11 protein-coding genes are annotated in these 13,464 nt (G+C 64.0%); 5 read left to right on the top strand and 6 right to left on the bottom strand.

What is annotated here, in order from left to right; all coding sequences use genetic code 11:
• Positions 1-33: 33 nt before the first annotated feature.
• Together mrcB and IEX85_RS22130 are read left to right on the top strand one after the other, a co-directional pair.
• Positions 34-2,385, top strand: coding sequence for a penicillin-binding protein 1B (mrcB, locus tag IEX85_RS22135; RefSeq protein WP_188862818.1), 2,352 nt, complete (start codon positions 34-36; stop codon positions 2,383-2,385).
• A 96-nt stretch (positions 2,386-2,481) separates the two neighbouring features.
• Entirely contained in the window at positions 2,482-3,081 is a 600-nt protein-coding gene (locus tag IEX85_RS22130; protein WP_188862817.1) for a tetratricopeptide repeat protein, read from the top strand.
• Between the two features lie 151 nt (positions 3,082-3,232).
• Here IEX85_RS22130 and IEX85_RS22125 read toward each other — a convergent pair whose 3' ends face one another.
• The 4 genes from IEX85_RS22125 to IEX85_RS22110 are packed head-to-tail and all read right to left on the bottom strand — an operon-like array spanning position 3,233 to position 7,538.
• Entirely contained in the window at positions 3,233-3,826 is a 594-nt protein-coding gene (locus IEX85_RS22125) for a hypothetical protein (protein WP_188862816.1), read from the bottom strand.
• Positions 3,826-5,106, bottom strand: coding sequence for a glutamate-1-semialdehyde 2,1-aminomutase (hemL, locus tag IEX85_RS22120; RefSeq protein ID WP_188862815.1), 1,281 nt, complete (start codon positions 5,104-5,106; stop codon positions 3,826-3,828). The genes IEX85_RS22125 and hemL overlap by 1 nt, the downstream gene beginning before the upstream one ends.
• A gap of 21 nt (positions 5,107-5,127) precedes the next feature.
• Positions 5,128-5,754: a thiamine phosphate synthase gene (gene thiE, locus IEX85_RS22115; RefSeq protein WP_188862814.1), complete on the bottom strand. Its 627-nt coding sequence runs from the start codon at positions 5,752-5,754 to the stop codon at positions 5,128-5,130.
• 35 nt (positions 5,755-5,789) lie between these two features.
• Entirely contained in the window at positions 5,790-7,538 is a 1,749-nt protein-coding gene (locus IEX85_RS22110; RefSeq protein ID WP_229722064.1) for a chloride channel protein, read from the bottom strand.
• Between the two features lie 134 nt (positions 7,539-7,672).
• Between IEX85_RS22110 and argC the strand changes: the two genes are divergently transcribed.
• Both argC and erpA read left to right on the top strand, forming a co-directional pair.
• Positions 7,673-8,704, top strand: a complete 1,032-nt coding sequence (gene argC / locus IEX85_RS22105; protein ID WP_188862813.1) for an N-acetyl-gamma-glutamyl-phosphate reductase — start codon at positions 7,673-7,675, stop codon at positions 8,702-8,704.
• A 74-nt stretch (positions 8,705-8,778) separates the two neighbouring features.
• Positions 8,779-9,129, top strand: a complete 351-nt coding sequence (gene erpA / locus IEX85_RS22100) for an iron-sulfur cluster insertion protein ErpA (RefSeq protein ID WP_188862812.1) — start codon at positions 8,779-8,781, stop codon at positions 9,127-9,129.
• Positions 9,130-9,205: 76 nt separating this feature from the next.
• Here erpA and IEX85_RS22095 read toward each other — a convergent pair whose 3' ends face one another.
• Positions 9,206-10,309 (bottom strand): anhydro-N-acetylmuramic acid kinase, encoded by a 1,104-nt coding sequence (locus IEX85_RS22095; protein ID WP_229722063.1) that lies wholly within the window; start codon positions 10,307-10,309, stop codon positions 9,206-9,208.
• A 7-nt stretch (positions 10,310-10,316) separates the two neighbouring features.
• A complete protein-coding gene (locus tag IEX85_RS22090; RefSeq protein ID WP_229722062.1) occupies positions 10,317-11,732 on the bottom strand; it encodes an OapA family protein in 1,416 nt (471 codons plus the stop codon).
• 197 nt (positions 11,733-11,929) lie between these two features.
• Here IEX85_RS22090 and tyrS point away from each other — a divergent pair, with 197 nt between their 5' ends.
• Positions 11,930-13,231 carry a tyrosine--tRNA ligase gene (gene tyrS / locus IEX85_RS22085; RefSeq protein ID WP_308425687.1) on the top strand — a complete coding sequence of 434 codons (1,302 nt, stop codon included), beginning with the start codon at positions 11,930-11,932 and terminating at the stop codon, positions 13,229-13,231.
• Positions 13,232-13,464 lie beyond the last annotated feature (233 nt).

Raw genomic sequence — 13,464 nt, 5'->3', positions numbered from 1 at the left:
TCGCGCGATTGGGTAAGGAATTATACTGAGCCGATGACAAAAAAGAGAGTCTCCTCCGCAAAAGCTTCCCGCTCCCGCCGCAAAGGCAAGAACGCTCGCAAGGCCCCCAGGCGCTCTTTCTGGTCGGCTCTGCTCGGTTTTTTGCTCAAGCTGACGCTGGTTCTGAGCGTCTTCGCCGCCATCGGGCTTGCCTATCTCGACATGCAGGTACGCGAGAAGTTCGAGGGCAAGCGCTGGGCGCTGCCGGCCAAGGTTTACGCCCGGCCGCTGGAACTGTACCCGGGGCAGGCGCTGGCGATGGACGACCTCAAGGCCGAGCTTAACGGTCTCGGCTACCGCTTCGTCAAGAGTGCCAGCGCTCCCGGACAGGCCGAGTGGGCGAGCTCGCGGGTGCGGGTCCAGACCCGCGGTTTCGTCTTCCCGGACAGTAATGAGCCGCCGCGCGATCTGCTGCTGGAGTTCCGTGGCAACAGTCTGTCACGCATTCGCGACGGCAGTGGCAACCTGCCGCTGGCCCGGCTCGAGCCGGTACTGGTCGGCGGCATCTATCCGACCAGCAACGAAGACCGCGACCTGATCCGGCTGTCCGAGGCGCCTCCTTATCTGGTGGAGTCGCTGATCGGTATCGAGGATCGCAGCTTCTACGATCATCACGGCATTTCGCTCAAGGGCATTGCCCGCGCCATGTGGGTCAACATCCAGGCCGGACGCTTCGTCCAGGGCGGCAGTACCCTGACACAGCAGCTGATCAAGAACTTCTACCTCACCGCCGATCGCACCCTGGCGCGCAAGCTGCTGGAAATGCCGATGGCGGTGCTGCTGGAGCTGCATTACAGCAAGGACGAGATCCTCGAGGCCTACCTCAACGAGGTCTACCTCGGTCAGTCCGGTGCCCGCGCCATTCATGGTTTCGGGCTGGGCAGCCAGTACTTTTTCGGCCGCCCGCTGCAGGAGCTGCAGCTGCATCAGGTGGCGCTGCTGGCCGGCATGGTCAAGGGGCCTTCCTATTACGACCCGAGGCGCCATCCCGAGCGCGCCCGGGCACGTCGCAACCTGGTGCTGTCGATTCTCGCGGAGCGCGGCGTGATCACGCCGCAGCAGCTGGAAGAGGCCCAGGCCCGGGATCTCGATGTGGTCAAGAGCAAGAGCCTGCACAAGGGGGCTTATCCGGCCTACCTCGACCTGGTCAAACGGCAGCTGCGTCAGGACTACCGCGAAGAGGACCTCGGCTCCGAAGGTCTGCGCGTCTTCACCAGCCTGGATCCGATCGTACACCGGCGCGCCGAAACGGCGATGGTGGAAACCACCGAGCAGCTGGTCAGGAAGTATGGCAAGAAACTCGAGGGCCTGCAGGGCAGCATGGTGGTGACAGACCCCCAGACCGGCGATGCGTTGGCAATCATCGGTGGCCGCGACACCCGCTACCAGGGATTCAACCGGGCGCTCGACGCCAATCGCTCGATCGGCTCGCTGGTGAAGCCGGCGGTCTATCTGGCGGCGCTGGAGCAGGGCTACACCCTGGCAAGCCGCATCGAGGACGAACCGGTGCGACTGCAAATGCCCAATGGCGACGTCTGGGCGCCGGACAACTTCGATCACCAGGCCCACGGCGAGGTGCCGCTGCATCGGGCGCTGGCCAAGTCCTACAACCTCGCAACCGCGCGGCTGGGGCTCGACATCGGCGTCGACAAGGTGGTCGATATGCTGCACAGGCTGGGGCTGGAAAGGGATATCAATGCCTATCCGGCGCTGCTGCTCGGCGGGGAGACGATGTCTCCGGTGGAGGTGGCGAACATTTACCAGACCCTCGCCGCGAACGGTTTCCAGACGCCTCTGCGGGCTATCCGCATGGTCACCGACGCCGACGGTCAGGAACTGTCGCGCTATCCGTTCAAGGTGCGCCAGACCGTGCCGGTGGAACTGGTTCACCTGATTCAGTACGCGATGCAGGAGGTGGCCCGCGAGGGCACCGCGCGCTACGCCTACAGCCAGTTGCCGGCGGACCTCAACATCGCCGGCAAGACCGGAACCTCGAACAACCAGCGTGACAGCTGGTTTGCCGGCTTCACCGGCAATCGCCTGGCGGTGGTGTGGCTCGGACGGGACGACAACGCGCCGATGCCGATCACCGGCTCCAGTGGCGCTTTGCGCGTCTGGACCGACTTCATGCGTCGCGAGCATCCGCAGCCCTATCTGGCGAGGCGGCCGGACGATATCGAATACGTCTGGGTCGATGACGCCACCGGCCTGCGTTCGGATCAGCGTTGCGAAGGCTCGCGACAGTTGCCGTTCCTGGTCGGCACGGCGCCGCTTCAGGGTGTCGACTGCGGCTATGGCAGCCCGGTACAGCGCTCGGTCGACTGGTTCCGCAGCTGGTTTCGCTGAGGGGCCGCAGGACGCTGCGCGCAGGTTCCAGGTTGCATCCCGCCCGCTGCGGTGCAACAGTAGCCCACCGACGAGTTTACTAACGGGAAGAAGACGATGTACCGAATGAGACTGGGGTTCCTCGCGGGCGTGGCGTTGCTGGCCGGTTGTTCCGGTCCCTACGTCTATCAGCCGCCGGTGGAGGACCGTAGTGGTAATGCGCCGCCGCCGGCGGTGGAGCGCGATACCGGCGTGACCGTGACGCCGATCTACGACGAGCCGGTAATCAGCCGGCAGCGGACCGACGGCGGGTCCGGCCTCTCGGTGCAGCCATTGCCTGTGCCGGATGATTCGCCGGCGTCGATCCCGACGCCGCAGGCCGCAGCGCCCGTATCCGGCAATCCTGCCGTGGTGGCGCTGCTCGACAGCGCCCGCCAGCAGCAGTCCGCAGGCTCGCTGGGGGCGGCCCAGAGCAGTCTGGAGCGCGCGCAGCGCATTGCGCCGCGGGACCCGCAGGTCTACTACCAACTGGCGGAAATCCAGCGTCAGATGCAGAAGTACGACGAGGCCGAGCAACTGGCGCGCCGGGGCGTCGCCCTGGCCGGCGGACAGCCGGAGTCGCTGCGCCGGCTGTGGCTGCTGATCGCCAATATCCGCAAGGATGCGGGCGATCTGAGCGGTGCGCGCGAGGCGCTGGAGCAGGCCCGGCGCTATTGACACCGGGCCCTGTCGTCCGGGGCGCAACCCCGGAGGTATCAGTTCAGCACCGCGTCAGCCGACGTCATCGATGGAGTGGCGATGCCCAGGCCGGGTCGCTGCACGGGTATTCCATGCCCGGGCATCGTTTCACCCATCCTGCGAGTGAGGGTCAGCTGCGCCGCAGGCTGACGCCGGCACTGGTCAGCGGCAGAAAAGCGGCAAGGGCCAGCAGGTAGAGGGCTTCGTGCCGCGATTCCGGCACCAGGGTGCCCGGGCCGAACAGCAGCAGCCCGGCGCCTGCGGCCAGTGCGCCGGTCAGCGCCAGCAACCGCGAACCGCCGCGTTCCCCTTTGACGATCCCCACCACCATCGCCAGGCAGATGAACGCCGCCAGTCCCTGCATGTACTGCTCCCCCGTGCCGAAGCGGCGGCAGAGTTCAAACAGTCCGAAGCAGCCCAGCAGCCAGCGCCCCCAGGCGGCTCTTGACCAGTCCCACCCGAAACCGCGGGCCAGCACCGCCAGCGCGAACAGCGGCAGACCGGCATAGAAGGCGAGGTTGTCCAGCATCAGCCGCAACGTCTGCGTGTCTGCGCCGCTGCCGGACAGCAGCAGCCGGCCCATCATGGCCAGCACCAGCGACAGGGCGCCGAGGCTCATCACGCCCAAAGTTGTCGCCTGGGTATCCGACTGCGCCTTGCGGTAGAGCAGGGCGCTGCTTGCCAGCGCGCTGCCCAGCAGCACCAGTTGGGACAGCAGTACCATCAGAGGCGGCTGAATACGCGATCGGCGGCGGCGAGGGTGGCCTCGATATCCTGCTGGCTGTGCGCGGCCGACACGAAGCCTGCTTCGAAGGCCGACGGGGCCAGGTAGACGCCTTCCTCCAGCATGCCGTGGAAGAAGCGGCCGAAGCGTTCGGCGTCGCAGGCGGTTGCCTGGCCGAAGCTCGTGACCTGCGGCTGGTCGGTAAAGAAGAGACCGAACATGCCGCCGACCTGGCTGGTGGTAAAGGGAACCCGGTGGCTCAGCGCGACGGCTTCCAGCCCCTGGGTCAGCAGCTCGGCTTTGGCGCTGAGCTGCTCGTGGAAACCGGGCGTCGAAATGGCATTGAGCATGGTCAGGCCCGCCGCCATGGCCAGCGGGTTGCCCGACAGGGTGCCAGCCTGATAGACCGGCCCCAGTGGCGCGATGTACTCCATGATCTCGCGCTTGCCGCCGAAGGCACCGACCGGCAGGCCGCCGCCGATGACCTTGCCCAGGGTGGTCAGGTCCGGTTTGATGCCGTAGTGCGCCTGGGCGCCGCCCAGCGCGACGCGAAAGCCGGTCATCACCTCGTCGAAGATCAGCACGCTGCCGTACTCGTCGCACAGCTCGCGCAGGCCCTCGAGGAAGCCGGGCTGGGGCGGGATGCAGTTCATGTTGCCGGCGACCGGCTCGACGATGATACAGGCGACCTGGTCGCCGACTTCGGCAAAGGCCTGGCGTACGTTGTCGATGTCGTTGAAGTTCAGGGTGATGGTGTGTTCGGCCAGGGATGCCGGCACTCCCGGTGAGTTGGGTTCGCCCAGGGTCAGGGCGCCGGAGCCGGCTTTGACCAGCAGCGAGTCGGAATGGCCGTGGTAGCAGCCTTCGAACTTGACGATCTTGTCACGGCCGGTGTAACCGCGGGCCAGGCGGATGGCGCTCATGGTGGCTTCGGTACCGGAGTTGACCATGCGCACCATTTCGAGCGACGGCATCAGCTCGCAGACCTTGTCCGCCATCTCGATTTCGATGGCGGTGGGGGCGCCAAAGCCGGTGCCGTGGTCCAGTGCGGCGCGAATGGCATCGATCACCTCGGGCGCGTTGTGGCCCAGGATCATCGGGCCCCAGGAGCCGACATAGTCGATGTAGCGCTTGTCGTCCTCGTCGAACAGATAGGCGCCTTCGCCGTGCTTGAAGAACAACGGAGTGCCACCGACGCCCTTGAAGGCGCGGACCGGCGAGTTCACGCCGCCGGGGATGTGTTGCTGGGCGGCCTGGAACAGGGCTTCGGAACGGGACATGCGGATACCTTCCCTCTGAGATCAGAACTGTTGGCGGAAGCGCTGCGCCTGGCGACGGATATCGGCCGCGGCGAAGAGCGCGTGAATCACGGCGATCATGCTGGCGCCGGCTTCGGTTACCTGGCGGGCATTATCCACGCTAATGCCGCCAATCGCCACCACCGGCAGGCCGACCTCGTCGGCGGCGCGGGGCAGCAGCGACAGCGGGGCGGGTTTGGCTCCGGGCTTGGTGCGGGACGGGAAAAAGGCGCCGAAAGCGACGTAGTCGGCGCCCTGATCGCGCGCCTCGAGCGCCAGTGCCAGGCTGTCGTGGCAGGTCGCGCCGATGACTGCATCCGGCCCCAGGCGCTCGCGCGCGGCGGCGACGGAGCCGTCGCTCTGGCCAAGGTGCACGCCATGGGCGCCGCTGGCGACCGCGAGCTCGAGGTCGTCGTTGATCAGCAACGGGCGTTCGAAGCGCTGGCACAGGTCGCGCAGCAGCAGCGCCTGGCGCAGACGGCGCTCGGCATCCTGGCTCTTGTCGCGGTACTGAACGGCGGCAGCGCCGCCTTCGAGGGCGGCCTCGACGCTGGCGATGAGGGTACGGTCATCGGGCATCAGCTGGCTGTCGGTGATAGCGTAGAGGCCGTGCAGGCTAAAAGCGGTCATGGTGGAGTCCTGGGGATAAGGGTGTTCAAGGGCTGTCAGAGGGCCTGTTTGCGCAGGTAGTAAGCTTCCAGCTGGGCGCGGGTCAGCAGGCCGATAATGTCGCCGCGGTTGCTGCTGACGCAGAGGATATCGGTTTCGCGCTGGCGCATGCAATCGGCGGCTTCCTGCAGCGTGGCGCGAAAGCTGATGGTGACCGCGTCGCGTCGATGGGCCGGGATCTCGAGCAGCTTCAGTTCGTCGCTCTCGCCCTCATGCTGCTCGAGCCAGAGCGTCAGATCGGTACGTGGCAGCAAAGCGCGGGGTTCGTCATCGAGTACCAGGATCCAGCTGGCGTCCTGTTGCGACAGTTCGGCAGCGCGCAGGCGGCTTTCGGTGGATGTGGCTTTGAGAAAATTGCGCGACATCAGGCTGCCGACGGCAGCCCGGGACAGTACCTGTGCCAGCGGCTCCTGGCGATAGTCCAGGCCCTGGGCCTGCAGCAGCGACTGGAAGATCGACGGCAGCCCGAAAAAGGCACGCACCGTGAGATTGCTGATCACGATCGCGAGCATGCCCGGCAGAATGATATGGGGGTTCCCGGTCAGTTCCAGCAGTGCGATCAGCGCCGCCAGTGGCGCATTCAGCACCGCTCCCATCATGGCGCCCATGCCGATCATGGCGTACAGGCCGGTGTGCGACAGGGTGTCCGGGCTGAGCATCTGCCCCAGGTTCCCGAGCAGAGCGCCGGCCAGCGCGCCAATGACGAAGGTCGGGCCGATCAGGCCTGCGGGAATACCGAGCCCGAGTACGACCGGTGTCAGCAGCCACTTGGCCAGCAGCAGACCCGCCAGCAGCAGCAGTTCCTTGTGGCCCAGCAGGGTCGCCTGAAGGGTGTCGTAGCCGACGCCCATCACCTGGGGGAAAATACAGGCGACGGCGCCGGTCAGTACCCCGGCGAGCAGCAGGCGGACGTACAAAGGCAGCTTTGTCTGCAGGGAAACGGTGCCCAGCATCAGGCGGTTGAAGCCGCCGGCCAGCAGTCCGATCAGCAGGCCGAGGAGCATTACCATGGGGATTTCGCTGAGGGTGCCGATTCCGAGCGCCGGCACGTCGAGCAAGGGCCCCGCGCCGAGGCTGGCGCGCATCACCAGATCGGCGGTTACCGCGGCAACAATGACCGGTGTAAAGCCGAGTACGGTGTACTCCAGCAGTACCACTTCCATGGCGAAGACGACACCGGCCAGCGGCGTGCTGAATGCCGCGGAGATTCCGGCGGCAGTGCCGCAGGCGACCAGCAGGCGCATGCAATTGTTCGGCACCCGCATCCACTGGCCGACGAGACTGGCGCCGCCGGCGCCGAGGTGAATTGCAGGTCCTTCACGGCCGACCGAGTGGCCGCTCAACAGGGCGATGGCGGCGGTGGCGAACTGCGCCAGCAGGTTCCCGGCCGGCAGGTGTCCCTGGTGGTAGCGCAGACGCTCGAGTACGTGCACCACGCCAACTTTGCGCCGAGCCGGTGCGAGCCGCCAGATCAGCAGGCACAGCAGCAGGCTGCCGGCGACGGGCAGCACCGCACGAACCTCGATGGAGAGGCCCTCGAAGTTTTCCGGGTCGCCGCCGGGCAGGTAAAGTGACAGGGGAATGTCGACGACAAGGCGGAATGCCAGAATGATAAGGCCGGCCACGAGCCCTGACAGCACGCCGAGGGTCAGCAACTGGGGCAGGGAGTCGATATGGGACAGACGGTCGCGAAAATGTTCGAGTGACAGGAGGTCCTTGCGAATCAATGGGCTCAGGTCCGGCAAGGGAGATTGCGAACAATGATGTCGCAGGCTCCGTGGTTTTTAGGGTTGGTGCTTTGTATCATTAAGGAGTCGGTGAGGAGCGTCAACTCGGGCACCGGCGTCAATTCAGGTTTCGACTTTTATGCGAGGTTGATGTGATCAAGGTAGGTATCGTGGGCGGCACCGGCTACACCGGCGTCGAACTGTTGCGGATTCTGGCGAATCACCCCGAGGTCCGGGTGGACGTCATCACGTCGCGATCCGAAGAGGGCATCCGCATCGCGGACATGTACCCGAACCTGCGCGGTCACTACGACCTCGCCTTTACGGTGCCGGATGTCGAACGGCTGGCGGACTGCGATGCGGTGTTCTTCGCCACGCCCCATGGCGTCGCCATGAGCATGGCGCCGGAGCTGGTCGAGCGCGGCGTCAAGGTGATCGATCTGGGTGCGGATTTCCGCATCAAGGATCTCGAACTCTGGTCTCGCTGGTACGGCATGGAGCATACCGCGCCGGAGCTGGCCGCCGAGGCGGTGTACGGGCTGCCGGAGGTGAATCGCGAGCAGATTCGCAATGCGCGCATGATCGCCTGCCCGGGCTGCTACCCGACCGCGGTGCAGCTGGGCTACCTGCCGCTGATCGAGAATGCGCTGGTGGATCATCGCCGGCTGATCGCGGACTGCAAGTCCGGCGTCAGCGGCGCAGGTCGTGGCGCCAATGTCGGTTCGCTGCTGTGCGAGGCCAGCGAAAGCTTCAAGGCCTACGGCGCGGCAGGGCACCGCCATCTGCCGGAGATCAAGCAGGGGCTTGGCGTCGCCGCCGGCCGCCCCGTCGGGCTGACGTTCGTGCCGCACCTGACGCCGATGATCCGCGGTATTCACGCTACCCTGTACAGCGTGCTGAAGGACCCGACGGACGGGCTGCAGGCGCTGTTCGAGGAGCGTTACGCCGATGAGCCCTTCGTCGACGTGATGCCGGCGGGCAGCCATCCGGAAACCCGCAGCGTGAAGGGCGCCAACGTCTGCCGGATCAGTGTTGTCCGGCCGCAGGACGACGATACGGTGGTGGTGCTGTCGGTTATCGACAATCTGGTCAAGGGCGCCGCGGGTCAGGCGGTGCAGAACCTGAACATCCTGTTCGGCCTGGAGGAGACTGCCGGCCTCGGTATCGTCGCTTTGATGCCCTGAGTGACGGGCAATACTTGACTACTTTGGTCGGTTAAGAAAGAATAGCCGCCAGTTCGTAATATGTGGGAGTGGGTATGACTGAGTCCTTTGAGCAGAATCCTCCGCTGGTGTTTACCGAAGCGGCGGCTGCGAAGGTGAAAAGTCTGATGGAGGAAGAGGACAATGCCAACCTCAAGCTCCGGGTCTATATCACCGGCGGGGGCTGTGCTGGCTTCTCCTATGGCTTTACCTTCGATGAAGCGATGGCGGAAGACGATACCGCGGTCGACAAAGATGGCGTGACGCTGGTGGTGGATGCGATGAGCTTCCAGTACCTGGCAGGAGCTGAAGTGGACTACCGGGAAGGTCTGCAGGGCTCGCAGTTCGTCATCAACAACCCCAACGCCACCACTACCTGTGGTTGTGGCTCGTCCTTCTCGATCTGAAACCTGTCGGATGGCCCGTCCGGGCCATCCCGCTTTTTCGCAAGCAGGCCGTTCAGGCCTCACCGGAAGAACCCGTTCAGGGCTGGTAGATGGCGCCGAGGATGCGCTCGCCCCTGGCGCCGGTAACCGCCGGCAGATTGCCGCTTTGCCCCTCCAGAGTACGCGCCGCCAGCCAGGCGAAGGCGCAGGCCTCGACCCAGTCCGGATCCTGTCCCAGGGCCGCCGTTGTCCTCACCTCATAAGGTTCCAGCAGCGCTTGCAGGCGTTGCAGCAGATATTTGTTATGGCTGCCCCCTCCGCAGAGATATATCTCTCCCCCCGCATCGAGAGATGCCCCGATCTCCCGGCTTAGCGAGCGCGCGGTCAGCTCCAGCAGAGTGGCCTGCACATCGGCCGGTTGGGCCTGTCCGCAGTCGGCATCCCGGATGCAGGCGTCCAGCCAGTTCGGATTGAATTGTTCACGTCCGGTGCTCTTGGGGGCGGGGGCGTCGAAGAAGGGCAGATCCAGTAGTCGTTCGAGCAGTGTCGGCAGTATCTGGCCAGAAGCCGCCCAGGCGCCGTCGCGGTCGTATTCGAGTTGCCGGTGCCTACCGATCCAGCTGTCGAGCAGCACATTGCCGGGGCCTGTGTCGTAGCCGGTCACGGGATGAGAGCTATCGGCGCGCAGCAGTGTGACGTTGGCCATGCCGCCGATGTTGGCGATGATCCGGTCGACGCCTGCGTCATGGAACAGCGCGCGGTGGTAGGCCGGTACCAGCGGGGCGCCCTGGCCGCCGGCGGCCATGTCGCGGCGCCGGAAGTCCGCGACCAGCGTGATTCCGGTGCGTTCTGCGATCAGGTTGGGGTCGCCGATTTGCAGTGTGAAGCCGGCGTCGGGCCGATGGCGAACGGTCTGGCCATGGCTGCCGATGGCGCGGATCGAGCTACGCTCGAGCGAGGTGGCATCGATCAGGTTGTTGGCGGCGCGGGCAAAGAGTTCTGCAAGCTCGAGATCGAGCCGGCCCAGGCGTTCGATCTCGTCGTCGCCGGGGTGCATCAGCGCGAGAGTGCGGTGGCGCAGGTCGGATGGGAAGGGTTCGCTGTGGCTGGCGATGAGATCGAGATCGCGGCCGTTGTATTCGACAACGACCGCGTCCACGCTGTCGAGGCTGGTGCCCGACATCAGGCCGAGGTAGCGCATCGGGCGCTTACTCGGCCAGCGCAACCTGGGTTGCGGAGTACTTGTCGAGCTGGGCCAGCAGCGTCTGGGAGACCGACTGGAAGGCGGCACGCTCGCTCTTGGGCAGCGGGTCGGCATGCGGCAGCTTCACGGTAACGGGGTTCTTGTGCACGCCGTTGACGCGGAATTCGTAGTGCAGGTGCGGGCCGGTCACCATGCCAGACATGCCGACATAGCCGATCAGCTGACCCTGCTTCACCCGGCTGCCAACCGAAAGCCCTTTCTTGAAGCGCGACATATGCGCATACAGGGTGGTGATGTTCTGGCCGTGCTGCAGGATGATGACGTTGCCGTAGCCGCCCTTGACGCCACGGAAGATAATCTTGCCGTCACCGGCGGCCTTGATCGGTGTTCCGGTACTGGCGGCGTAGTCGACCCCTTTGTGTGCACGGATTCTGTTCAGCACCGGATGCTTGCGATTGGGATTGAACGGCGAGCTGATGCGGGCGAAATCGACCGGGGTACGCAGGAAGGCCTTGCGCATGCTGTTGCCTTCCGGTGTGAAATAGTTGGTGTTGCCCTTGGAGTCGGTGTAGCGCAGGGCGCGGAACACATCGCCGCGGTTGACGAACTCGGCGGCCACGATGTTGCCGGTGCCGATCTTCTTGCCGTCGAGAACTTTCTCTTCGTAGATCACACGGAAGGTGTCGCCCTTGCGGATATCGAGTGCGAAGTCGATATCCCAGCCGAAGATGGCCGCCAGCTGCATGATGGTGTTGTTGGACATGCCGGCGCGGCTGCCATCGAGGAACAGGGAATTCTCGATGGTGCCTTCGGCGAACTGATGCTGGATTTTGGGTTCGCGCTCGACGAATTCGGTGCGGTAGCTGTCGCCGTCCCGCTCGAGCAGGACCTGCTTCAGCGGGCCGGCAACATGCTTGAGTTTCTTCAGTTCGCCGCCCTCGATCAGGAACGACAGGGTCTCTCCCGGGTAAATGCGTGACAGCGCCTTGTTCTCACGGGTGGCCTGTGTCACCTGGTGAACGTCGAGTGCGGAAAGGCCGGCGCGCTTGAACAGGGAGCTGAGGTTGTCGCCGCTGTTGACCTTGTAGTCGACCCAGTTCTCGACGGGTTCTGCGGGCGCTTCGGCAACGGCAGGGGGTTCGGGCGCCTGCTCGGCGGTGTTGCCGGCTGCTTCATTCGAAACGCTTTCTTCCTGCAGGGTGGGCAGCATCTCGGTATCGGTCTCTTCGCTCAGATTCAGCTCGAGCTTGACCGTATCCTGACTCAAGGCGCCGCTTTCGGGACGGTCGCCGCGCGTGGCGGAGACTTTTTCCGAGGGCACCAGCATCAGGGTGATGCCGATGATGACGACGCAGATGGAGACTGCGACCAGATGGACGGTCGGCAGGCGGTTACCGATAATCTTAATGACATTAAACACTATGCTACCCATAAAAATAGAATAACCGTACAGTGAGGTATTTAAGCCTAAACCATAAGGGTATTGCAAAAAGAATATCGGCAGCTGGGTGAAAAAGTTAAAGTGTTTTCTTACATGCGAATTTGTTCGCGGCCCGGAGCGGCGGTAGAATACGCTCCCTTTATAGACAATAGCCGGTTCAAGGGTATTCGAAAGCGATGAGCGACATGACACTGTTACAGGATCTCAAGGCCCGCGGGTTGATCGCGCAGACAACCAGCGAGGAAGAGCTGGAACAACATCTGGCAGAGAACAGTGTTACCCTGTATTGCGGCTTCGACCCGACGGCGGACAGTCTGCACCTCGGTCACCTGGTGCCGTTGCTGATGCTCAAGCGCTTCCAGGAATACGGCCATCGTCCCATTGCTCTGGTGGGCGGAGCAACCGGCATGATCGGGGATCCCAGCTTTAAGGATCAGGAGCGCTCGCTGAACTCGGCCGAAGTGGTGCAGCAGTGGAGCGACTGCCTTAAAGCCCAGATTGGCCGTTTCATCGAGTTTGGTGACCAGGAAGGCGGCGCCATTCTGGCGAACAACTACGACTGGACCGCCAGTGTCGATGTGCTGTCCTTCCTGCGCGATATCGGCAAGCACTTCACCGTCAACAAGATGATCGCCAAGGAGTCCGTGCGCCAGCGTATCGAGCGCGAGGGTTCCGGCATTTCCTTCACGGAATTTACCTACCAGATTCTGCAGTCTTACGACTATCAGTTCCTCAACAAGGAATATGGCTGTACGTTGCAGATCGGTGGCTCTGACCAGTGGGGCAACATCACCGGCGGTATCGACCTGACACGGCGGGTAAACGGTGCGCATGTCCATGGCCTGACCCTGCCGCTGATCACCAAGTCCGACGGCACCAAGTTTGGCAAGACCGAGGGCGGCGCCGTCTGGCTCGACGAGAAGAAGACCTCGCCCTATGCCTTCTACCAGTTCTGGCTGCAGACCCCGGACGCCGACGTTTACCGTTTCCTGAAGTTCTTTACCTTCCTGTCGGTGGCTGAGATCGACGCGATAGAGAAAGCCGATGCCGAGCGCCAGGGGCGTCCCGAGGCGCAGGCCGTGCTCGCCCGTGAAGTCACCCGTCTCGTGCACGGCGAGGAAGGTCTGGCTGCAGCAGAGCGGATCACCGAGGCGCTGTTCTCCGGCGACCTTTCGAGCCTTGGCGAAAACGACTACGCACAGTTGAGCCTGGACGGACTGCCGTCGTCGGAACTGGCGGCGGCGGAGCTGGCCGAGAAACCGCTGACGACATTGCTGTCTGAAGCCGGTCTTGCCGCCTCGGGCAAGCAGATCAAGGACGCTTTGCAGCGTAAGGCTGTTATCGTCAACGGCGTGGAGGCGGGCGTGGAAGACAATATGAATGCGCCGGAAGTATTTGGCGCGGACCGGGCGCTGTTCGGTCGGTACTTTCTCGTCAAGCTGGGCAAAAAGAAGCACCACCTGTTTGTCGCCGCCTGAGTCCTAAATGCAGTGACCGGAAAGGGGCGCCAGCGGCGCCCCTTTTCTTTTAGTGCTCTGTTGCCGGTAGCCTTATTACAGGCATGTCGTTTAGGTGGTTGAAAATTGTACAGGAATAAGGGGGTTTTCGTTTTTTTGGAGTTTTTTTACAAAGGCTGTTGACTCTCCCGCTCATGGCTGTAGAATTCGCCTCCTCGCTTGGGGAGACAGCCGGAAACGGCAGTCGGGACCAG

This window comes from Marinobacterium nitratireducens, from assembly GCF_014645375.1.
Classification (GTDB): Bacteria; Pseudomonadota; Gammaproteobacteria; order Pseudomonadales; family Balneatricaceae; genus Marinobacterium_A; species Marinobacterium_A nitratireducens.
This window is presented reverse-complemented; position numbering and strand designations above follow the sequence as displayed.